We start from the raw sequence: 21353 nt of genomic DNA, 5'->3' as shown, positions 1-21353 counted from the left end.
TCTTTAAGTAAAGCTGACGCCTGTCAAAGGCGCCAGCACAGTGATCAGAGAGACAAGCCTTTACCTGACACGCAAGAACCGCATAATACGGACAACGTGTTTCACTGAACCTATTTGCGAACCCTAGGCCATGACTGCAAAAAGCCAACTAGAACTACTCGTCCACAACTTTCAGAAGAAGCGGCCCCTCCGGGCTGGCTCTCTCATCATTACCATCTATGGCGACGCTATCGTTCCACGTGGCGGCAATGTCTGGCTTGGCAGCTTGATGAAACTGGTAGAACCCATGGGCATTAGCCAACGGCTGGTGCGTACTTCGGTGTATCGCCTGGCGCAGGAGTCCTGGCTGCAAACGGAAAAGGTGGGGCGCCGCAGTTATTACAGCCTCACTGGTCCCGGACTGCGCCGCTTTGAGCAGGCGTTCCAACATGTTTACAATCTCGATACAGAAGAGTGGAGCGGCAGCTGGTGTTTGGTGTACCTGAATCAGTTGTCTCCGGAGCTTCGCCAGAAAGTCCGGGAGGAATTGAAGTGGCTCAGCTTTGGCAGCATGGCCCCGGGCCTGATGGAGCATCCACGATATACCCGCAGCGAACTGATCCCCATGCTGCAGGAATGGGGCGCCCTGGAAGACACCATCGTGATGCAGACCCTGCCCATGGAGCAGAAAAGCCCACGGGCACTCCGCCTGCAGGTTCGCGAGAGCTGGAATCTGGATGAGCTCGGGGGCCGCTACCGGCGCTTCCTGAGTCAGTTCCGCCCGCTGTGGCGCGAGTTGCAGTCGGAAGATACACTCAACCCGGAGCAGTGCTTGATTCTTCGAATCCTGCTCATTCACGAGTACCGCAAGATTCTGCTGCGGGATCCGCTACTGCCCGATGAATTGTTACCAGGAGACTGGGAAGGCCGTAGCGCCAAGCAGCTTTGCCGCAATCTTTACCGTAAAATCTATGCGCGGGCCGAGCAGTGGCTGGACGACATCCTGGAGAATGCTTCCGGCCCTCTGCCAGGTCCAGGAGAGAAGTTCTACAAACGTTTCGGAGGACTGCGGGGGTCGAGCGCTGTCAGCGATGCCGTAAGCGAAATAGAATAAACGCGCCCGAACACCCGCTTCCCAATCGCTATCCTGAGCCCAGCGCGGGTGCTCCCTGGGCTCGCTGCTCGGCTTTGCGCGCCAGATGCAACACCACGACACCGAGCGCCATCACAACCAGCGTTAGCCAGAGGCCGTTGGTGTAATTGCCTTCCACGTCGGCCAGATAACCCACCACGGCGGGCGCCAGCATCTGGGCGGTACCATAGCTGAACGTCAGCCGGCTCATGGGCCGGGACGGGTTTTCAGGAAACACCCGCCCGACCATGGCCAACATCATACTGACAATACCGATGAAGCTGGCGCCATAAATCACGGCGCTGAGCATCACACTGGCCATACTAGTGTTGAGGATCAGCATCAGGATACTCACGGCATTAAGGGTATAAGCCAGATACAGTGCCAGCCACTGCCCCCAACGGCGCGAGAACACATCCCAGAGCCAGCAGGCCGGCGTAGCCGCGAGACCGGCAATGAGCCAGATGAGCCAGCCGTGGCCGCTGAGCGCCGGCATAGACTCGGCGATGGCGACCAAAAACGTGGCCGTCACAACATAACCCACGCCAGCACAAAAATAGGCCAGCTGCAGAATGCGAATGAAGCGGCTCCGCTCCTCTGGCGCATCTTTGCCCCCGGTTCGCGGCAAAGTGCAGGCGCGGTAATCCGGCATCCAGCGCCAGGCTGGTACCAGCAGCACCAATGCCACAAGCCCATAAACCACCCATTGCTGATCCCAGGTGAAAGCGTCCTTGATCAGCTGTGCCACCACTGCCGTCAGGACAATCCCGAGCCCGATGCCGGAAAAGAACACTCCAAGTTCAGCTTTTTGATTATTCTTAATCAGCCAGCTCATCAGCAGCCCGGCGCCTAGGAGCATGCCCGCTGAAGTGCTCAGCCCGGAAACAAAGCGCAAGACAAACCACAACCACACGTCCGTGGTGTAACCCATAAGCACCGTCGAAACCACTGCGACCACAAGCCCGAGTTGGTAAAGCTTTACCTTGAGATCAAGACTGCTGATCCGGGTGATCAGCAGTGCACCGGTGAGGTAACCGGCGTAATTCACCGTCGCCAGCATGCCCACCACGGATTTGCTCAGCCCCAGTGCCTCAACCATCTCGGGGATCATGGGTGTGTAAGAGAACCGGGCCACACCCACCATCACCACCACCGAGATTACGCTGGCGACCAGCACTTTTATTGTATCCATTGCTTTCACGGAGTTTCCTCAATTCGTCATCGTTTTATACCTGGCCCCAATAAAGCTTTATAAGTGCCCGCCTCGCAAACGCCATTGGCCCGTGCAAACTATACACCTTCGGTCAGCGGTCAGGTGCAGTGTCGGTGATCTCACCTTCCGAGCGGATAGGTGGCTCATCCCGGGTCAGAGCAAGTGCGTACACACTAACCGCAAATATTGCCTATCAAATATCGGCCAAATCAACTACCATACCCGTCACTAACGCATTGCCTTGCGATGCTCCTCCTCCCCAGAATTCCGAGTACATTAATGTCTGAATTGTCTTTTGCCGATCTCGGCCTTGATCCGGCCGTACTTGAAGCCGTGGTCGCGGTAGGTTACGAAAAGCCGTCCCCCATCCAGGCGCAGTCGATTCCGCTGCTACTGAACGGTGATAATCTACTGGGCACCGCGCAGACTGGCACGGGTAAAACCGCCGCCTTTGCACTACCGCTGCTCAGCCGCATTGATCACAAAGCCAAAGAAGCACAAATTCTGGTGCTGACACCGACGCGGGAGCTTGCCATCCAGGTGGCCGAAGCCTTTAGCACCTACGCCAGCAAGATTCGTGGTTTTCAGGTACTGCCTATTTACGGCGGCCAGGACTTTTACCCACAATTGAAAGCGCTCAAGCGCGGCGCCCAGGTAATTGTTGGCACACCAGGGCGAACGCTTGACCACTTGCGTCGCGGTACCCTGAAGCTGGACACCCTGAAGTCGCTGGTGTTGGACGAAGCTGATGAGATGCTTCGCATGGGTTTCATTGACGATGTGGAAGCCATTCTTGCTGCCACACCCGCAAATTGCCAGCGCGCGCTATTCTCTGCGACGATGCCGGGCCCCATTCGCAAGGTGGCGCAGACCTACCTGAGCAATGCCGTCGAAGTAAAAATCGAGAATCAGACCAAAACCGTCGCTCGTACCACCCAGTATGTGCTGCCGATCTATGCCGAGCGCAAATTGGATGCCCTCACCCGCATTCTTGAAGTCGAACCTTTTGATGCAACCATTATTTTTGTGCGCACGAAAGCCGAAACGACCTTGCTGGCCGAGAAACTGTCAGCCCGGGGGCACTCCGTTGCGCCCCTGAATGGCGATCTGAATCAGCGTCAACGGGAACAGACCGTTGAAGATCTGAAGCGTGGCAAGAAAGACATCGTTGTGGCCACTGACGTAGCGGCCAGAGGCCTCGATGTGCCCCGCATCACGCACGTCATCAACTACGACGTGCCGTACGACACCGAAGCCTACATCCACCGTATTGGCCGAACCGGCCGTGCCGGACGCGAAGGCAAAGCCATTCTGTTGGTGACACCGCGGGAGCGTAGCTGGCTGAGAACCCTTGAACGGGCGACCAACTCCCCTATGGAGTCCTATCAATTGCCTTCGCCGGTCGACCTGCAGAAAATGCGGGAAGAGCAGTTTGAAGCTCAGCTGATGACCTTTGCCGAGGACGGCAAGCAGCCAAAAGCAGTGGAATTACTGAACGGCATTGCCGAACGCAATAACGTTGATATTGCAGTTCTGGCTGGCGCCCTGGCCTGTTGGATGGAAACCGCCCAACCAGGCGCGCTGCCACTTGAACAGCCGGCGGCCTTGCCAATTCCGTCCCCGGAACGTCGCGGCCGCGATAACAACGATGGTCGTCGCCCCAACCGTCCGGGTGGCCACAAGCCCGGCTTCAAGAAAGGTCCGGGCAAGGGCGGCCCCAGGCCTGGCGGTCGTGGCAAGCCACCTGCAGGCGGCAAGCGCCCACCACGTCAGACTGACGCCAAGCGCTGATAGATCACAAAACTGTAGTCGTATGGATTGTTATCGGACGCGGAGAAATTTTCCCGTCCGATTTCTTCCCACTCATCCCAGTTGATTTCCGGGAAGTAAGCATCGCCTTCCACCTCCGCGTGCACCTGAGTCAGGTACATACGGTCGATTTGCGACAGTGCTTCGGCGTATATCTGCCCGCCACCAATCACCATCACTTCGTCGCCACCTTCTATCTCGGCCTGCGCTTCCGCTCGAACGAATGCCTGTTGCAGCGTGAGCTCACGGACTGCACCTGCGGGTGCCTGCCAATCCGGGTCTCTGGTAACGACAATGTTGAGCCGCCCCGGCAACGGCCGACCGATGGAATCCCAGGTTTTTCGCCCCATGATAATGGGCTTGCCCATGGTTGCCTGCTTGAAGTAACGCAGATCACCGGGTAAATACCAGGGCAATGCGTTGTTCCGGCCGATGACCCGGTTACGGGCCATGGCCACAATCAGTGCCTTTCGCATTCGACCTCTCTCTTTCGTTAGGACTGGGGTAGCCGGTGCACTGCCTTCAAATGGCGATCGGTGCCTTAATCGCCAGATACGGCTCATACCCCTCAAATACAAAGTCTTCCAGGGTGTAGTCGAATATCGACTCCGGTTTGCGTTGAATCGCCAATTTAGGCAAGGCCCGCGGGCTGCGGTTTAATTGCTCAAACACGATGTCATCGGTCAGGTGGTTTTGATAGAGATGGCAGTCCCCGAACGTGTGGACAAACTCACCGACCTCAAGATCGCACTGCTGGGCAATCATATGGGTCAGGAGACTGTAAGAGGCAATGTTGAACGGCACACCAAGAAACAGATCGGCACTGCGCTGATATAGCTGACAGGACAGCCGACCCTTGGCAACGTAGAACTGAAACAGGCAGTGGCAGGGCGCCAGAGCCATCTTGCCATTTTCGACGTTGGCCTGTGGACTCATTGATTCATCGGGCAGTTCGGCCGGGTTCCAGGCGGACACGATCAGTCGTCGTGACATCGGTTTGGTGCGGATCTGGCGGATCACTTCACTTATCTGGTCGACCACGTCTCCATTCGGGCACTGCCAACTGCGCCACTGCTTACCATAGATCGGACCGAGGTCGCCGTCCTCCAGAGCCCACTCATTCCAGATCTTGACCTTACGCTCCTGCAACCAGCGGTTGTCGGTTGAGCCGTTGAGAAACCAGAGCAGTTCATAAATAATGCTGCGAACATGCACTTTCTTGGTAGTCACCAGAGGGAAGCCGTCGGCGAGATTAAACCGAATTTGTCGCCCGAACACAGATCGGGTACCTACACCCGTGCGATCACCCCGGTCGGTGCCGTTATCGACCACGTCCCGCATCAAATCAAGATAGGCTTTCATTTTTCGCTCCCCTGTAAGCGACCATCATCATAACTATCCCGGCCAGAATCATCGGGAAAGACAATACCTGGCCCATGGTGAGCCAATTGAAGGCCAGATACCCCAATTGCGGGTCCGGCTGCCGCACGAATTCAACGGCAAACCGGAAAATGCCGTACAGCAACAGGAAACAACCACTGACCGCCATTCTCGGCCGCGGCTTGGACGAAAACCACCACAACAGGATGAAGAACAGCACACCTTCAAGCGCAAATTGATACAACTGAGAAGGGTGCCGAGCCAGTGCATCCGGCGCCTGGGGAAACACCATTCCCCAAGGCACATCCGTGGGCTTGCCCCACAGTTCGCCGTTTATGAAATTGCCAATTCGACCCGCCCCGAGACCAACCGGTACCAACGGCGCCACAAAATCGGCAATCTGGAAAAAAGTCCGGCCAACCTTGCGACCAAACCACCAGATTGCCAACATCACACCGATAAGCCCACCGTGGAAGGACATTCCGCCTTCCCACACCCGCAAGAGCCATAAGGGGTCGGCCAGAAACTGCTCAAAATTGTAAAAAATCACATACCCGAAACGGCCGCCCAAAATTACGCCAAGCGCAATATAGAACAAAAGATCGCCCATTTGTATTTCGGTGATTGGCGACCAGGGCTTGCGTGTTCGAAGTCGTCCCAACCACCAACCCACCAGGAAACCCACCAGATAGGTGAGGCCGTACCAGTGGATTTTTAGCGGTCCTAGCGACAGCGCAACGGGGTCAAACTGGGGGTGACGAAGCATCAATACACTCTCTGTTCAGGTCAGGAAACGAATGCCGATAATAACCAATAGCACCGCAAAGATCCGTTTCAGCAGGCGAGCATCCAGACGATGGGCAAGCGCCGCGCCAAAACGTGCAAAAATTACACTGGTAATTGCCACGCCAACAAGGGCGGGCACATAAACAAACCCCAGACTGTACTCCGGCAAGGTCGTTGCCTGCCACCCAGTTGCCACATTGGTCAACGAACCGGCCAATGCAATCGGCAACCCGCAGGCCGCTGACGTACCCACGGCGTGCTGCATGCGCACGTTGCACCAACTGAGGAACGGCACGGTCAGAGTGCCACCGCCAATACCAAAAATCGCCGAAACCCAGCCAACGCTGGCACCCGCGGCGCCCAGCCCCATGCTGCCAGGGACGGCGCGACCGGGCGGCGGATTCACATCCAGCAGCATTTTTATCGCCACCAGCAGCACAAACACACCAATGATCAGTTCCAACGCGGCGCCGCTGAGCAATGACGCCGTCCATGCCCCCAGCGCAGCGCCAAGCACAATGCCCATCATCATGGGCCTGAAAATATCCCAGCGCACTGCATGCCGTGCGTGATGAGACAGAATGGAGCTGATCGAGGTGAAAATAATGGTGGCCAGCGAGGTTCCCACCGCCAGGTGGGCGGCAATTTCCGGACTCACACCCTGCATATCAAAACTGAAGATCAACACCGGCACAATCACCAGGCCACCGCCGATACCGAGCATCCCGGCCAACACACCAGCAACGGCGCCCAGGGAAAGGTAGACGGCAAGCAACAACAGCAGAGACATGACCGATCCTGGCAACCAAATTTGAGCCGCTATGATACACAAGCGCACGGCAGATTATTACCGGCAACGACCGATACGCTCTTGCCCTCAAGCCCTTAAAAACGCCAGAATCGCCCCACCAACCTTCGATAGGCGCCATGGTATGTGTCTGATTCTATTTGCCGTTGCCCGGCACCCCCAGTTTCCATTAGTGGTGGCCGCCAACCGCGATGAATTCTTTGCCCGCCCGACCACGGCCATGCACTGGTGGCGCGAACCCGACGTACTGGCCGGTCAAGACCAATTGTCGGGGGGCACCTGGCTTGCGGTGTCCCGAGAGGGTGCCGTCGCGGCGGTAACCAACGTCCGGGGCGGCGGCGAGATAACATCGGGACCGTCCCGCGGTGCCTTGCCCCTGCTGGCGCTCACCGAATCACAGCCAGAGCTGAACCGGCAGCTACGAGAGAATGCCGGTCGCTATGCGGGTTTTAACCTGGTTGCACTGTCGCCGGAGGCAGGCTGGTATTTCAGCAATCGCGATGCCCATCCGGGCCGAAACCTTCATCGGGGGCTGTACGGCCTGAGCAACCATTTGCTGCAAAGCCCCTGGCCAAAACTACTGAAACTCAGAGATTCGGTAGGTCGGACACTGGCGCAGACGCGCCGGCACCAGACTGAGACGCTTCACGCCACTTTGGTCGCGCAATTGCAGGATGACACGCCGGCACCGGACCACTGTTTGCCCGACACCGGCGTCGGCCTGGCGATGGAACGGTTTCTGTCGTCGCCATTCATTCGTGGGCGCGACTATGGCACCCGCGCCACCACGATTGTGACGGTCGATACTCAAGGCCAGATTGTGGTGACGGAGCAAAACTGGCTGCCGGAGGGGCAACCGGGGCAACACCAACAATTCAGCTGGAGGCGCCCATCAAGCCGGTGAGCATCGCTCTCATCGGTCCCGGGGCAAGGCCTCGATGCTCATCCGCAAGCCGCTATCGGGGTAATGCGTTGGCCCGGCTCCTAAGCTTCGCTCGGGCCACCCTGGCCGGAAACGCCCCGTAGTTCCCGGATACGGCGGGATTGCACAGTCAGAATATGTCGTACCAAACGCTCACGATCATGCTCCGGCAAGCGTTCAAAATCCGTTCGCAAACGATAGCCATCGCCGGTGGTATCGGAATCGATGACCCGGACAATGGCGCTAAAGTGTTCTCCTTCAGGATAAAACACCACATCCACCAGCAACCGCTCGCCGGTTTTAACCCACTCGTCCACGTCAAACGCCAGACCGCTGGCACTCAGGTTGATCGCGGTCTGCTTCAGTGCCGATTCGTCGGGGTAGCCTTTCATCGTGAGTGCGCTCATCCCCAGCGTCAGTTTTTCGTTCAGCAGCTGAGCGATGTGATGAATACGCGGAGACTGCTCGGCAAGCACTGACAATTCATGCTCCAACTCCTGATTTAACGCCATGATACGGTTGTGCAGGGATAGCCGAGCGAGCTCCGAGGACACCGACTGATCATCGTGCAACCGGGTAAAACGCAGCGCGACACGGTCCTCCACCCGGTAAAACTGCCGCCGCTCCTTACCCTGCCACATGGTCGTACCTCCCCTGATGATTCATACCCGGGAACGCATTTGCACCCGTGCCCGGATACAGAATAGCTGAATCCACGCCGGACGGTCTGTTTACCCGACCTGCTCTGGTATACTCCGGCAAAACCCGTGCAACCACCGGAGGCCCGTCACCATGGCCGATCAACCAAGCTCAACTTCCACCGCAGACTTTGAGAAATCGCTCAACGAGCTCGAAGCACTGGTACGCGATCTCGAACAGGGCGAATTGTCCCTGGAACAGTCCCTGACCGCATTTGAGCGTGGCGTCAGACTCACACGGGAATGCCAGCAGGCGCTTAAATCCGCGGAGCAACGCGTTGAGCAGCTAACAGAACGCAGCGATGGCACCCTGGAAGCTCGCCCCTTCAATCCGGACGAGCCGGCCTGATGTCTGACGCAACGATGGTGGATTCAACCTTCATCACCCATTGTCGAGCCCAGACCGATGCCGAACTGACCCGGCGTCTGTCTTTTCATGACATACAACCGTCCTTGCTGGGTGAGTCCATGCGTTACAGTGTTCTCGGCGGTGGTAAGCGTATCCGCCCTGCACTGTGCATGGGTGCGGCGCTTGCCGTTGGTCAGATAGAGCAGGCGGCGCTGATACCCGCCTGCGCCATTGAGCTGATCCACGCCTATTCACTGGTTCACGACGACTTGCCGGCAATGGACGATGACGATCTGCGCCGGGGACGACCAACCACACACATCGCCTTCAATGAAGCCACCGCCATACTTGCCGGTGATGCCCTGCAGGCGCTCGCTTTCGAATGGCTGGCCGACGCAGAGGACCTTCCCCAGCGCATGCGCCTCACGATGATTCGTGAATTGGCAATTGCCAGTGGCCATCAGGGCATGGTCGGCGGACAAGCCATCGATTTGGCAGCAGTGGGTCAGACACTGACGTTGGAGCATTTGGAAACCATGCACCGCCGTAAAACCGGTGCGTTGATAGAGGCCAGTGTTCGACTCGGGGCGCTGACCGCGGTCCCGCTCGACAGCGATCTTCTGGCATCGCTAACGGACTACGCGCGCGCGTTGGGACTGGCCTTCCAGGTTCAGGATGACCTCCTGGACATCGAGGGGGAGACAGACGTCATTGGCAAGCCTCAAGGCTCCGACGTGGCGCGTGCCAAGCCCACCTACCCCGCACTGCTCGGGGTCGATGGCACCCGAACCCATCTCAACCAGCTGCTTGACGCAGCCCTTAGCAGCCTGACACGGTTTGGTTCGGAGGCGGATGCATTGCGGGCCATGGCCGGCTTTGTGGTGGCCCGTACTTATTAACACACCCACTGACACACCGCCTATGCTTCATTCATTGGCATTCGGTGTGAAAGTGGGCACCGTGATCCCGTATAATACGAGTTTGTGACAATACAGCAGAACCACCTGGAAAAGACCCAAGCGGATGCAGGATACATACCTCTTTAAGGAAATCCCGTCTCAACGGCCCAACACGCCGTTGCTCGACCGGGTAGAAACACCGGATCAGCTGCGTCTGCTATCGGAGCAGCAGCTACCTCAGCTGGCGCGCGAGTTGCGCGCATTTTTATTGTGGTCAGTTGGCCAAACCGGAGGCCATTTTGGTGCTGGACTGGGCGTACTCGAGCTCACCGTGGCCCTGCATTATGTCTTTAATACCCCGGAAGACCGATTGGTATGGGACGTCGGCCACCAAGCCTATCCGCACAAAATACTGACCGGCCGTCGTGACCGAATGGGCTCGATCCGTAAAAAAACTGGCCTGGCAGGTTTTCCCAAACGCGCAGAAAGCCCTTACGACACGTTTGGCGTCGGGCATTCCAGCACCTCCATCAGCGCCGCACTGGGCATGGCTATTTCAGCCCAAATGCAGCGGATCGCCCGCAAAAGCATTGCCGTCATAGGCGACGGTGCAATGACAGCGGGCATGGCATTTGAGGCGCTCAATCACGCCGGTCATATTCGGGCCGATTTACTGGTCATCCTCAATGACAACGACATGTCGATTTCGCACAACGTCGGCGGTCTGTCCAATTATTTTGCCAAACTCCTGGCCAGCCGGACTTACAATCAGGTTCGCGATGGCAGCAAGCGCGTGCTGCAGGCAACCCCCAATCTGATGGCACTGGCCCGAAAAACCGAAGAGCACTTCAAGGGCATGATCTCGCCAGGCACCCTGTTCGAGGAGCTCGGCTTTAACTACATTGGCCCCATCGACGGTCATGACCTGCCGTTGCTGGTGGAAACCCTGGAAAACATCCGCGAACTGGATGGCCCTCAGTTTTTGCACGTCGTCACCAAAAAAGGCAAAGGGTTCGCCCAGGCGGAAGCCGATCCGATTGGCTACCACGCCATTAACAAGATTGAGCCGGTGCCGGCCAACAAACCGGCACCCGTGGTCAGCACTCCCAAACAACCCAAGTACGCCAATGTGTTTGGCCAGTGGCTGTGCGATAGCGCTGAACAGGACACCCGGGTGGTCGGGATTACGCCCGCCATGTGCGAAGGTTCTGATTTGGTGGCGTTCGCCGCACGTTTCCCAGATCGCTACTACGACGTTGCAATTGCCGAGCAGCACGCGGTTACGCTGGCGGCCGGGCTGGCTTGCGATGGCAGCAAACCGGTCGTGGCGATCTACTCGACATTTTTGCAGCGGGCCTATGACCAACTCATCCACGACGTGGCAATACAGAATCTCGATGTATTGTTTGCCATTGATCGCGCCGGACTGGTGGGCGAAGACGGCCCAACCCATGCGGGTGCTTTTGATCTCAGTTACTTACGCTGCATCCCAAATTTATTGGTGATGGCGCCCTCCGATGAGAATGAAACTCGCCAGCTACTCCAGACCGGACTGTCCTTCGAGGGTCCGGCGGCGGTTCGTTACCCGCGCGGCACCGGACCGGGCGCCACCATTGAACAGCAACTCACACCTCTGGCCATAGGCAAAGGCCGCCGAATTCGTGAAGGTTCCAGCATTGCCATTCTGAACTTCGGCACCCTTCTGACACCGGCACTGGAAGTCGCCAACAGATTGGACGCCACGGTGGCTGACATGCGATTTGTGAAACCGCTTGATGAAGCACTCATCCGCGAGCTGGCGGCACAACACAATCTGCTGGTGACGCTGGAAGAGAACGCGATTGCAGGTGGGGCCGGGAGCGCTGTGGCGGAGTACTTGAATGCCGAGGGCATTACACAGCCAATATTAAACCTGGGCTTGCCGGACCGCTTCGTCGATCACGGCAAACACAGCGAGCTTCTGGCTGAATGCGGGCTCGACGCCAATGGCATTCAGACATCGATTGAACAGCGGCTGGAGCGGATGAAGCGCCACCTGACGCTCAAAGCGGTGCCCTAGCCTCAGGTCTGGCTGAGTCGTTGACCTACAGAGCACTGAGGGCACTGTCCGGCATTAAACGGTGGGATCGTCGTCCTGGTGGGTGTCCATCCAGTGCCCGAGCTTGCTTTGCTTGGTATCAAGATAATGTTCATTGTGCGGGTTTCTGCCAACGTGTAAGGGCACCCGCTCGGCGATGTCGATACCCAACGCCGTCAACGCATCCACTTTGCGCGGATTGTTGGTCATTAACCGCAGGCGCTTGATACCCAGATGCGCGAGCATGTCGCGACACATGCTGTAATCCCGCAAATCGGCGGCAAAGCCCAGACGTTCATTGGCTTCAACGGTATCCGCGCCTTGATCCTGCAAGTGATAGGCACGAATTTTATTGAGCAGGCCAATACCCCGACCCTCCTGCCGAAGGTACATCAGCAAGCCTCGCCCTTCCCGGGCAATGCTGCGCAGCGCCTCTTCCAACTGATAACCGCAATCACACCGCATGCTGTATAGCACATCACCGGTAAGGCACTCCGAATGCGTCCGCGCCAACATAGGCTCATCGCTGTCCAATTCGCCCAGCGTCAGCGCAATGTGTTCCTTACCGGTGTCCGGCTCTTCAAAGCCGTGCATATCAAAGACACCGAAAGGCGTCGGTAGTCGGCAGGTCTCGACATAACGAACGACCACAGCATTACCTCGTATCAAATCAATAGGCGGCGAATTTTAGCAGAAGCGACGGCTCGGGCGTAGCGCGATCAACGTTTTCGCAGCCCTGCACTGCCCAATGTCATACTCAGCGGCCGGACCTTCCGGTTTGAGTCGGCATTGACGGCGTTTATGCCAGCATCAACTCGATAAACCGGTTAGGCATTGGTGGTCGGGTGCCGGAGTCAGCCCCCGGTAACACTCATGAATCTCAGAATTTGAGGTTCATCGTCAAGATTAAAATGGTGCTTCTCAGGTTTGATCGCCATTGAGTCTCGTAACGCTTGCTGAACTCGGGCATCCACCGATGCCGACTCTTGCGAACCTTGTCTTAGTACCGCACGCAAATCGACTGAGTGCTCATTACCAAGACACAACAACAACTGCCCCTCGGTGGTGACGCGCACCCGATTACAGTCACCGCAAAAGTTGTGGCTGTGAGGGGAGATAAAGCCTATTCGGCTGTCGTAGCCGGGCACTCGATAATAACGCGATGGCCCACCAGTGGCATCGGCGGCCGACTCCAGGACGTACTGGCTGCGAATGACCGTCCTGATTTCGTCGCTGGAGAAAAACGCTTCGCCACGATCATGTTCGGTGATTACCCCAAGTGGCATTTCCTCGATAAAGCTGAGGTCCAGGTCTTGCGCCAGAGCATACTCAACCAGCGGCAGAATCTCATCATCGTTCCGGCCTCGCATCACCACGGCATTGAGCTTGGTGTGCTCGAACCCGGCGTTTTGCGCCGCGTTGATGCCGGCCAGCACTTTGCCTAGCCGGCCGGTGCGGGTGAGCTCATGAAAACGGCCTTCGTCAAGGCTGTCCAGGCTGACGTTCAAACGATCAAGCCCAGCTTTTTTCAGCGGTTCCGCCAAGTCCTGCAACCGACCACCATTGGTGGTCATACACAGCTCCCGCAGTCCTGGCAGAGTGCGAATTTTCTGAACCAGACCGACTACTCCCGGCCTCACCAGAGGCTCACCACCGGTGAGTCGGACTTTAGTAACACCGCACGCCACCAGGTTGCGGACCAGCACTTCCAACTCTTCCAGTGAAAGCACTTCCGACTTGGGCAAAAAGGTCATCTCTTCCGACATGCAATAGACACAACGAAAGTCACAGCGATCCGTGACCGAAACGCGGACATATGTAACCTGACGACCGAAATTATCAATCAACGGCTCTGGTGTATCCATCTACGCCACCTGCCAATGGCCGCTACGGCCACCCTTTTTTTCGATCACCCTGACCGAATCTATTACCATGCCGCGATCGACCGCCTTACACATATCGTAGAGTGTCAGGGCGGCGATGCTGGCCGCTGTCAGTGCCTCCATTTCCACCCCGGTTTGACCCGTCAGTCGGCAGAATGTCTGTATATGCATGGCCGACGACTCTGCGTCGGAGGTGATTTCAACCTTGACCGACGTCAGATTCAGCGCATGACAAAGCGGAATCAGGTCATGGGTCTTCTTGGCAGCCATAATGCCGGCAACGCGGGCCACAGCAATAACATCGCCCTTCGGGTGCTCCCCCGCCATGATCATGGTCAAGGTTTCAGGCATCATACGCACCCAGGCTTCCGCCCGGGCTTCACGCTCAGTGGCCGCCTTGCTGGTCACATCCACCATTCGAGCGGAGCCCTTGTCATCCAGATGCGTCAGTTTGCTCACTCAACCTCCCGTTTATTGTCTTTCGTCCAGCATAGCAGAAACCCAACTCACCACCAGTTGCTAATGCCAGCGATGCCTTGGGCTCCATGGACCAGCGCTTGCTCCAAGTCATCGTCGATCATACCACCGAGCGCGAATACCGGCAGAGGCGCCGCGTCAACCAGAGTCTGAAACTCAGGCCAGGTTAATGCCGGGCGCCCAGGGTGGGACGCCGTCGGCTTCACCGCACCCAGCGTAATGAAATCCGCACTCAGATCGGCCGCATGAGCCACTTCCGCTGCGTTATGACACGACACCGAAAACCAGCACTTCGATGACACCGGCCGACACTGCAGCGTTTCTGCCAAGCGCCAGGGAAGGTGGATGCCGGCGGCTGACACATGGGCCAACATCGCCGGATCACCATGCAGTATCAGCGCCACGCCGGCTTCCCGACACATGACCAACGCGTCGCGTGCAAACGACTCATAGGCTGAGGTACTCAGCCAGGGTGCGCGCAGCAACACCAGGTCGGGGCAATGCAAATCCAACTGCCGCTGCAATCGCGCCAAGCCCTCAGAAGTCGAACCAAAAGGACCGGTTATGGCGTAACGACGGGGCAATCGGAGCGCCCGGATTATGGGCCGATTGGCTGCGGGAAACTCATCATCTTGCAGGGCGTCTATTGCCTGCCACATTATGTCCTGACCTTCGCGCCCCTGCGGTTGCCCCGACGCCTCATCAGTACCCCAGACGTCCAAAAAAACACGTTTGTCGCCATAATCGTGACGGACACCAATCACCGGCCACAACGAAGCAGCCGGAACGGTCAAGCCGGTCTCCTCGGCGATTTCACGAACCAATGCGCACTGGACGGATTCACCGGGCTCTACCTTGCCTCCGGGAAATTCCAGCAAGCCGCCCTGGTGGGTGTGATCCGGCCGACGGGCAATCAGGACCTGGCCCTGACGCCGAATGACAGCAACCGCGACATGCACTTCTGTCATGTCGTCAGGTCCGATATTCCGCATTAATGGTCACGTAGTCGTGAGAGAAGTCACAGGTCCATACTCGCTCGCGCACGTTGCCGCGCTTGAGGTCAATATGAATTGTGATCTCGGGCCGACTCATAACGGCTTGGCCACGGGACTCGCTGTAATCTTCCGCTCGCCCGCCATGTCGGACCAGGCACACATCACCGAGATAAATTTCAAGGGCGCCCAAATCCAGTTCCGGTACGCCCGCGCGGCCTACCGCCGCCAAAATACGCCCCCAATTGGGATCGGATGCGAACAGCGCTGTCTTAACCAACGGCGAATGGGCCACGGTGTACGCGACATCCAGCGCTTCCTGTTGATTGCCCGCACCCGCCACATCAATGGTGACAAACTTGGTGGCGCCCTCGCCGTCACGAACGATGGCGTGAGCCAGGGTCATGAAGACGTCTTGCAAGGCGGCACGAAACACTGACAACCAAGGACTGTCGACGCCAATTTCCGGGCCCGTTTGGCCGGTTGCCATCAGCATGCAGGCGTCGTTGGTCGAGGTGTCACCGTCAATGGTAATCCGGTTGAACGATGCATCGCCGAGCTCAGTAGTCAGGGACTGCATCAAGGCCGGTTCGAGTCGTGCGTCGGTGGCAATAAACCCGAGCATGGTGGCCATGTTGGGGCGAATCATGCCCGCACCTTTACTGATACCGGAGATCGTGACGGTGTGTTCGCCCAGTTGTACTTGGCGAGTCGCACCTTTGGGCAAGGTGTCTGTGGTCATAATGCCCTCGGCGGCGTCGGCCCAGCGTGACTCACTGAGGTTTGCCAGCGCGCCCGGCAGTGCCTGCACAATTTTATCCACTGGCAAGGGCTCGCCAATAACTCCCGTGGAAAACGGCAATACCTCGGAGCCAGTCACCCCCGCTACCGATGCCAGCGCCTGACAGCAGGCTTTGGCATCAAGCAAGCCCTGGCGTCCGGTGCCGGCATTGGCGTTACCGGTGTTGATCAGAAGGTAACGGGGCTGGTTCTCACTCAAATGACGCCGGGTCACAGTCACTGGCGCCGCGCAAAACTGATTGCGGGTGAATATTCCGGCCACCTGACTGCCCTGCACCAGCTCGAAGACCACAATGTCTTTGCGCCCGCGTTTTTTGACACCCGCACTGCTGACGCCCAGTTTGACCCCGGGCACAGGAAAAAAGTCAGGTAATGGCCCCAGTCCTACCGCCATGATGAGTCTCCTTCAGAGTGTAATTTCACCGACCGGGTCGGAAGAAAAAACCCGCAGCCTGACGTATCAGGGTGCGGGCTGTTGAGTCCGTATTTAACTGAATCAGAACTCAGTTCACCTTGCCACAACACTGTTTGTATTTTTTCCCGGATCCACACGGACAGGGCTCGTTACGACCGACCTTACGGTCCTGTCGCACGAACGTTTCCGGACCCGCAGCGCCCTCACGATCGCCGCTATTGTCGCCCGTTTGCGGTTTGTCGCTCGCGGCACTGGTTTCGTCGTGTCGCATTTTGGCAGCTGCCAACTGCCGGTCAAGCTCTGCCTTCCGACGCTGCTCTACTTCGGCCATTTCTTCCTGGGTCTGAACCTTCACATGACAAAGCACCCGAGTGAAGTCGCGCTTCATGGTGTCCAGCATGGATTCAAACAGGTTGAAGGCTTCGCGCTTGTATTCCTGTTTCGGATTCTTTTGGGCGTAACCACGCAAATGAATGCCACGACGCAAATGGTCCATATTCGACAGGTGCTCTTTCCAGAGCGTGTCCATGACCTGCAAAAACACCTGTTTCTCGAAGTTGCGCATGGGTTCTGGGCCGACAACTTGCTCTTTCACCTCATAGGCCGACACAACCTCGTCCAGAATACGCTGGCGAAGATTCTCCTCAAACAGCTTTTCGTCTTCGTCCAACCATGTCTGGATGGGCAAATCGATGGCCAGTTCCGACTGCAGTTGGGCTTCCAGTCCTGGCACATCCCACTGTTCAGGCATGCTTTGCGGGGGAATAAATTCGCTGATCAGCTCGTCGACCACGTCTTCCCGAATGGATTTGACCATATCGGAGATGTCTTCGGACGACATGACTTCGTTCCGCTGCTCATAAATAACGGTTCGCTGATCGTTGGCGACATCGTCGTATTCAAGCAGTGTCTTACGCATATCAAAGTTTCGACCTTCGACCTTGCGCTGGGATTTCTCAATGGCATTGGTCACCATGCGGTGCTCGATGGCCTCGCCTTTTTTCATCCCCATGGCTTGCATGATGTTCTTCACCCGATCCGGAGCGAAAATACGCATCAAGTTATCTTCCAGCGACAAGAAGAAGCGCGACGAACCCGGGTCGCCCTGACGGCCAGCACGGCCACGGAGCTGGTTATCAATACGACGGGACTCATGACGCTCGGTGCCGACGATATGCAGGCCGCCGGCATCCAGCACCTGATTGTGGCGCTCCGTCCAGGCCGCCTTGAGCTTGGCGACATCCTGCTCTGAGGGGTTTTCGAGGCTGGCCGCTTCGTGCTCCCAATTGCCGCCAAGTACGATATCCGTACCCCGACCGGCCATGTTGGTCGCAATAGTTACCGCACCCGGCTGACCGGCCTGGGCGATGATATAGGCTTCACTTTCGTGCTGTTTGGCGTTCAGTATTTTGTGATCGATCTTGGCCTTCTTCAGCAACATCGACAGCAATTCCGATGCCTCAATCGATGCAGTACCCACCAGTATGGGCCGTCGTTCTGCCGTGACGTCTTTAATCTCATCAATGATGGCGTGGAATTTCTCTTCCTGTGTCAGATAGATCAGGTCATTGTAATCAGTACGCTGGATCGGTTTGTTGGGCGGAATCACCACCACATCCAGACCATAAATCTGGCGGAATTCGAACGCTTCGGTATCGGCGGTGCCTGTCATCCCAGCCAGCTTGTTGTATAGCCGGAAATAATTCTGGAACGTGGTTGAGGCCAGTGTCTGGCTTTCGGCCTGAATGTTAACCTTTTCTTTCGCTTCTATAGCCTGGTGAAGCCCTTCACTCCAGCGGCGACCCGGCATGGTCCGGCCGGTATGCTCATCAACAATGACGACCTGGTCACTCTGGACAATGTAATCCACGTCTTTCTGGAACAGATGGTGTGCCCGTAGCGCCGAGTGCACGTGGTGCAGGAGACTGAGATTGGTCGCTGAATAGAGGCTTTCACCTTCCTTCAGCAACCCTCGCTGGGCCAGCAGCTCCTCGACTTTTTCGTGGCCGGCTTCGGTCAGGTCAACCTGGCGCGTCTTCTCATCAATCGTGAAGTCCCCGGTCGGCTCGCCCTCTTCAAGCGTTTCACCTTTCTCAAGGTTGGGAACCAGCTCATTGATTTCACGATACATTCTGGAGCTGTCTTCTGCAGCACCAGAGATGATCAGAGGCGTACGCGCCTCATCGATCAATATCGAGTCCACTTCATCGACAATCGCGTAATTCAGGCCACGCTGCACTTTTTCAGCGGTGCTGAAGGCCATATTGTCGCGAAGATAATCAAATCCAAATTCGTTATTGGTGCCGTAGGTGATGTCGGCGCCATAGGCGGCCCGTTTTTCTTCCGTTGACTGTCCCGCAACAATGACCCCAACCTGCATGCCGAGGAATCGGTACAATTTACCCATCCACTCTGCGTCCCGGCGGGCCAGGTAATCATTCACCGTGACAACGTGCACACCGGCACCCGACAAAGCGTTCAGATAAACCGACGCGGTCGCAACCAGGGTTTTGCCTTCACCGGTTTTCATCTCCGCGATGTGACCCTCATGCAGAGTGATGCCACCAATGAGCTGAACATCGAAATGCCGCATTCCCATAGCGCGACGGCCAGCTTCGCGGACAGTGGCAAACGCCTCCGGCAGCAGCTTATCGAGGGTTTCACCCTCATCCAGACGCCGCCTGAACTCGGCGGTTTTCCCTTGCAATTCAGAGTCCGACAGTGCGCTAAACGCTTCTTCAAGCTCATTAATTTGCGTGACGACTTTACGCATGCGCTTAATCTCGCGCGCGTTTTTACTGCCGAACATCTTGGTTGCAAGCTTCGTGAACATAGACCACTGCTTCTTTGGTTGTAAGGAGAGCGTCTCGCTATTCAGAACGAACGCACAGTCTCGGGCAGGTTAGGTAACAGTAACTTACTGACTCGCACTAAAACACCGATCACCTGCTCCAGTGAAGACGGCATTCTAACCTTATTTAACGAAAGGACAAAAGGCAGAGGCGCACAGGTCGATGATTCTGCTACGCCTGATTCGGTCAGCCGGTTGATTACCGGCTGGCGCGTTGAATGTATTCTTCTGGATTTTGGCTCTTGCCGTTGCGCAATACTTCAAAGTGCACATGCGGTCCGGTTGATCGCCCCGTGCTGCCCATCAAGGCCAGCACCTCACCCTTTTCAACTACGTCACCGGTTTTGACCTTTATCAACTTGCAGTGTCCGTAACGGGTGACCAAGCCATCGCCGTGATCGACTTCAACCAGGTTACCATAACCATGCCGATCACTTGCATAGGTTACAACCCCGGCCGCAACAGCAATAATGTCACTGCCATCTTTACCCGCCAGGTCCACGCCATCGTGCCAGGTTCGACGCCCATTGAAGGGATCCGACCGATAGCCATAACGTGATGACAGCCAGCCCCACGTGATCGGCCGACCGGCCACAAAGCGATCGTCTTCAATCTTTTTGCGGGACATAAGGCTGTCGAGCAGTCGCAATTGTTGTTCCCGATCTGCCAGCCGGGTGTCCAACTGCTCAATCATTTTACTGAGTTCGGGTGTCGAATAAGGTTCACTATCCATGGCGCCCTCAGGGCCGCCCACCGCCGCGGGCTGGTCAAAATTGAACTCTTCGCTGCCGACCAGGCCGGATTCGACAAATCTTTGTCCCAGCGCATCCAGGCGTAACAGTCGACCTTGGATTTCACCCAGCCTCAACGTCAGTGCATCAACCTGCTGGAGGGTTTTCTCGTTGACGCGGTCGAGTTCACTGCGCTGATCCTGGATTCGAGCCTGCCACTCGCTGACAACCGGAGACGACACGACGGCCTGCTGGGTAGCTGGCTTGGCATCGGCAAAGGAATAGCCCAGCCACGCTGCACTGCCCGCAAATGCCGATACAATCATCACAAGACCGATCGTTACGGGCGTGTTGATTGGAAGGACACGAGATTTACCGTGCCGTTTTCCCATTAAAATGATATTCATAGGGCATTCTATATTCACACAAAAGCCGCCACGTCGTCCTGTAACCGTGCGTCTCTTGCAAGCTAACTGGTCTGCCAAGCATCCTTTGCCTGATTGCGGGGGTTCTCCCCCGACAACTCAATCATGGGCAGCATAAACGGAGTGCACACTTGGATAAGGCGGCGACAACGATGACTCTGCGCCCGTGGACAGCACTCCCACACAATGTTAAAAGAGTGTAATACAGGCACTAATCATAAACCGTGCCGAAGTGTAACTAATAGTAACCGTATTCGTCGAGCCATTCGATAAACTATGAACAAAATGTCAACAATAGCGCTGAACTCTGATAACCAGCGCCAGTCCCCCAACTTGCGGAACCTGCTGGCCAAGGCGGAACTGCATCTTACGGTCGAGCAGCAAGTGATTGCGGCCCTTCCAGAGGCCCTCAGATCCGGAGTTCGTTTTGTCAGCAGCTATGACGGCGACATTACCCTGAGCGCAGAGTCCTCCATGATCGCCAGCCGTCTGCGCCTGCAGCAGCATGAGATTATGGGAAAGTTGCGGGAAAATGATCAATTTCGATTCGTCTGGCGCTTTCGGGTCAAGGTGGTCCCACCTCGTTTTGTTGATCAAAAACGACCAGAAAAACAACCTCTCAGTCATGAAAATGCCCAGCTTCTAAAAGAAGAAGCCGGGCACACGAAGGATACTGCTTTGCGCGAGGTTCTCGAAAAACTCGCAAGTCACGTTCGGACTTAAGGC

General features: G+C 56.8%; 20 protein-coding genes. 7 read left to right on the top strand and 13 right to left on the bottom strand.

What is annotated here, in order from left to right; genetic code table 11:
- The first annotated feature begins 130 nt into the window (after nt 1-130).
- Nucleotides 131-1093, top strand: a complete 963-nt coding sequence (gene paaX / locus GRX64_RS14960) for a phenylacetic acid degradation operon negative regulatory protein PaaX (RefSeq protein ID WP_166268547.1) — start codon at nt 131-133, stop codon at nt 1091-1093.
- 28 nt (nt 1094-1121) lie between these two features.
- Here the strand turns inward: paaX and GRX64_RS14955 are convergent, their stop codons facing one another.
- Entirely contained in the window at nt 1122-2303 is a 1182-nt protein-coding gene (locus tag GRX64_RS14955) for a YbfB/YjiJ family MFS transporter (RefSeq protein WP_235937704.1), read from the bottom strand.
- A gap of 300 nt (nt 2304-2603) precedes the next feature.
- Here GRX64_RS14955 and GRX64_RS14950 point away from each other — a divergent pair, with 300 nt between their 5' ends.
- The gene (locus GRX64_RS14950; RefSeq protein WP_166268545.1) at nt 2604-4115 is read left to right on the top strand and encodes a DEAD/DEAH box helicase; all 1512 of its coding nucleotides are present in this window, start codon (nt 2604-2606) and stop codon (nt 4113-4115) included.
- Here GRX64_RS14950 and GRX64_RS14945 read toward each other — a convergent pair.
- The 4 genes from GRX64_RS14945 to GRX64_RS14930 are packed head-to-tail and all read right to left on the bottom strand — an operon-like array spanning nt 4094 to nt 7089.
- Nucleotides 4094-4609, bottom strand: a complete 516-nt coding sequence (locus GRX64_RS14945) for a dihydrofolate reductase (protein WP_166268544.1) — start codon at nt 4607-4609, stop codon at nt 4094-4096. The genes GRX64_RS14950 and GRX64_RS14945 overlap by 22 nt on opposite strands.
- Before the next feature lie 46 nt (nt 4610-4655).
- Entirely contained in the window at nt 4656-5495 is an 840-nt protein-coding gene (locus GRX64_RS14940; RefSeq protein ID WP_166268543.1) for a thymidylate synthase, read from the bottom strand.
- Entirely contained in the window at nt 5479-6279 is an 801-nt protein-coding gene (gene lgt, locus GRX64_RS14935) for a prolipoprotein diacylglyceryl transferase (protein ID WP_166268542.1), read from the bottom strand. The genes GRX64_RS14940 and lgt overlap by 17 nt, the downstream gene beginning before the upstream one ends.
- 15 nt (nt 6280-6294) lie before the next feature.
- The gene (locus GRX64_RS14930) at nt 6295-7089 is read right to left on the bottom strand and encodes a sulfite exporter TauE/SafE family protein (RefSeq protein WP_166268541.1); all 795 of its coding nucleotides are present in this window, start codon (nt 7087-7089) and stop codon (nt 6295-6297) included.
- Nucleotides 7090-7231: 142 nt separating this feature from the next.
- Between GRX64_RS14930 and GRX64_RS14925 the strand changes: the two genes are divergently transcribed.
- A complete protein-coding gene (locus tag GRX64_RS14925) occupies nt 7232-8011 on the top strand; it encodes an NRDE family protein (protein WP_166268540.1) in 780 nt (259 codons plus the stop codon).
- A gap of 80 nt (nt 8012-8091) precedes the next feature.
- Here the strand turns inward: GRX64_RS14925 and GRX64_RS14920 are convergent, their stop codons facing one another.
- Entirely contained in the window at nt 8092-8670 is a 579-nt protein-coding gene (locus tag GRX64_RS14920; RefSeq protein ID WP_166268539.1) for a PilZ domain-containing protein, read from the bottom strand.
- A 151-nt stretch (nt 8671-8821) separates the two neighbouring features.
- Here GRX64_RS14920 and GRX64_RS14915 point away from each other — a divergent pair, with 151 nt between their 5' ends.
- From GRX64_RS14915 to dxs, 3 genes are all read left to right on the top strand, one after another.
- Nucleotides 8822-9076: an exodeoxyribonuclease VII small subunit gene (locus GRX64_RS14915; protein ID WP_166268538.1), complete on the top strand. Its 255-nt coding sequence runs from the start codon at nt 8822-8824 to the stop codon at nt 9074-9076.
- Nucleotides 9076-9975, top strand: coding sequence for a polyprenyl synthetase family protein (locus GRX64_RS14910; protein WP_166268537.1), 900 nt, complete (start codon nt 9076-9078; stop codon nt 9973-9975). The genes GRX64_RS14915 and GRX64_RS14910 overlap by 1 nt, the downstream gene beginning before the upstream one ends.
- Nucleotides 9976-10099: 124 nt before the next feature.
- Nucleotides 10100-12034, top strand: a complete 1935-nt coding sequence (gene dxs / locus GRX64_RS14905; RefSeq protein WP_166268536.1) for a 1-deoxy-D-xylulose-5-phosphate synthase — start codon at nt 10100-10102, stop codon at nt 12032-12034.
- A 54-nt stretch (nt 12035-12088) separates the two neighbouring features.
- Here dxs and ribA read toward each other — a convergent pair whose 3' ends face one another.
- The 7 genes from ribA to GRX64_RS14870 form a co-directional block, all read right to left on the bottom strand.
- Nucleotides 12089-12703: a GTP cyclohydrolase II gene (ribA, locus tag GRX64_RS14900; protein WP_166268535.1), complete on the bottom strand. Its 615-nt coding sequence runs from the start codon at nt 12701-12703 to the stop codon at nt 12089-12091.
- Nucleotides 12704-12906: 203 nt separating this feature from the next.
- On the bottom strand, nt 12907-13917 hold the full coding sequence (moaA, locus tag GRX64_RS14895; protein WP_166268534.1) for a GTP 3',8-cyclase MoaA: 1011 nt from the start codon (nt 13915-13917) through the stop codon (nt 12907-12909).
- Nucleotides 13918-14394 (bottom strand): cyclic pyranopterin monophosphate synthase MoaC, encoded by a 477-nt coding sequence (gene moaC / locus GRX64_RS14890; protein WP_166268533.1) that lies wholly within the window; start codon nt 14392-14394, stop codon nt 13918-13920.
- A gap of 47 nt (nt 14395-14441) precedes the next feature.
- Nucleotides 14442-15380, bottom strand: coding sequence for a Nudix family hydrolase (locus GRX64_RS14885; RefSeq protein WP_166268532.1), 939 nt, complete (start codon nt 15378-15380; stop codon nt 14442-14444).
- A gap of 4 nt (nt 15381-15384) precedes the next feature.
- Entirely contained in the window at nt 15385-16599 is a 1215-nt protein-coding gene (gene argJ, locus GRX64_RS14880) for a bifunctional glutamate N-acetyltransferase/amino-acid acetyltransferase ArgJ (RefSeq protein ID WP_166268531.1), read from the bottom strand.
- A 109-nt stretch (nt 16600-16708) separates the two neighbouring features.
- Nucleotides 16709-19453, bottom strand: a complete 2745-nt coding sequence (secA, locus tag GRX64_RS14875) for a preprotein translocase subunit SecA (protein ID WP_166268530.1) — start codon at nt 19451-19453, stop codon at nt 16709-16711.
- A 217-nt stretch (nt 19454-19670) separates the two neighbouring features.
- On the bottom strand, nt 19671-20609 hold the full coding sequence (locus tag GRX64_RS14870) for a M23 family metallopeptidase (RefSeq protein WP_166268529.1): 939 nt from the start codon (nt 20607-20609) through the stop codon (nt 19671-19673).
- Nucleotides 20610-20903: 294 nt separating this feature from the next.
- On the opposite strand from GRX64_RS14870, the gene GRX64_RS14865 reads away from it, so the two are divergent.
- Nucleotides 20904-21350: a DciA family protein gene (locus tag GRX64_RS14865; RefSeq protein WP_166268528.1), complete on the top strand. Its 447-nt coding sequence runs from the start codon at nt 20904-20906 to the stop codon at nt 21348-21350.
- Nucleotides 21351-21353: the final 3 nt, after the last annotated feature.

Origin of the sequence: Marinobacter caseinilyticus (assembly GCF_011074955.1) — a bacterium.
In the GTDB taxonomy this organism is placed as follows: domain Bacteria; phylum Pseudomonadota; class Gammaproteobacteria; order Pseudomonadales; family Oleiphilaceae; genus Marinobacter; species Marinobacter caseinilyticus.
Note: the sequence above shows the minus strand (reverse complement) of the source record. Positions and strands in the feature narration are given on the sequence as shown.

Coding starts and splice junctions, on each gene's coding strand:
- GRX64_RS14920 (WP_166268539.1), bottom strand. CDS start 8,670: ATGTGGCAGGGTAAGGAGCGGCGGCAGTTTTACCGGGTGGAGGACCGT.
- GRX64_RS14930 (WP_166268541.1), bottom strand. CDS start 7,089: ATGTCTCTGCTGTTGTTGCTTGCCGTCTACCTTTCCCTGGGCGCCGTT.
- GRX64_RS14915 (WP_166268538.1), top strand. CDS start 8,822: ATGGCCGATCAACCAAGCTCAACTTCCACCGCAGACTTTGAGAAATCG.
- GRX64_RS14945 (WP_166268544.1), bottom strand. CDS start 4,609: ATGCGAAAGGCACTGATTGTGGCCATGGCCCGTAACCGGGTCATCGGC.
- GRX64_RS14870 (WP_166268529.1), bottom strand. CDS start 20,609: ATGAATATCATTTTAATGGGAAAACGGCACGGTAAATCTCGTGTCCTT.
- argJ (WP_166268531.1), bottom strand. CDS start 16,599: ATGGCGGTAGGACTGGGGCCATTACCTGACTTTTTTCCTGTGCCCGGG.
- GRX64_RS14865 (WP_166268528.1), top strand. CDS start 20,904: ATGAACAAAATGTCAACAATAGCGCTGAACTCTGATAACCAGCGCCAG.
- secA (WP_166268530.1), bottom strand. CDS start 19,453: ATGTTCACGAAGCTTGCAACCAAGATGTTCGGCAGTAAAAACGCGCGC.
- GRX64_RS14940 (WP_166268543.1), bottom strand. CDS start 5,495: ATGAAAGCCTATCTTGATTTGATGCGGGACGTGGTCGATAACGGCACC.
- lgt (WP_166268542.1), bottom strand. CDS start 6,279: ATGCTTCGTCACCCCCAGTTTGACCCCGTTGCGCTGTCGCTAGGACCG.
- GRX64_RS14910 (WP_166268537.1), top strand. CDS start 9,076: ATGTCTGACGCAACGATGGTGGATTCAACCTTCATCACCCATTGTCGA.
- GRX64_RS14950 (WP_166268545.1), top strand. CDS start 2,604: ATGTCTGAATTGTCTTTTGCCGATCTCGGCCTTGATCCGGCCGTACTT.
- paaX (WP_166268547.1), top strand. CDS start 131: ATGACTGCAAAAAGCCAACTAGAACTACTCGTCCACAACTTTCAGAAG.
- GRX64_RS14885 (WP_166268532.1), bottom strand. CDS start 15,380: ATGACAGAAGTGCATGTCGCGGTTGCTGTCATTCGGCGTCAGGGCCAG.
- GRX64_RS14925 (WP_166268540.1), top strand. CDS start 7,232: ATGTGTCTGATTCTATTTGCCGTTGCCCGGCACCCCCAGTTTCCATTA.
- dxs (WP_166268536.1), top strand. CDS start 10,100: ATGCAGGATACATACCTCTTTAAGGAAATCCCGTCTCAACGGCCCAAC.
- GRX64_RS14955 (WP_235937704.1), bottom strand. CDS start 2,303: ATGGATACAATAAAAGTGCTGGTCGCCAGCGTAATCTCGGTGGTGGTG.
- moaA (WP_166268534.1), bottom strand. CDS start 13,917: ATGGATACACCAGAGCCGTTGATTGATAATTTCGGTCGTCAGGTTACA.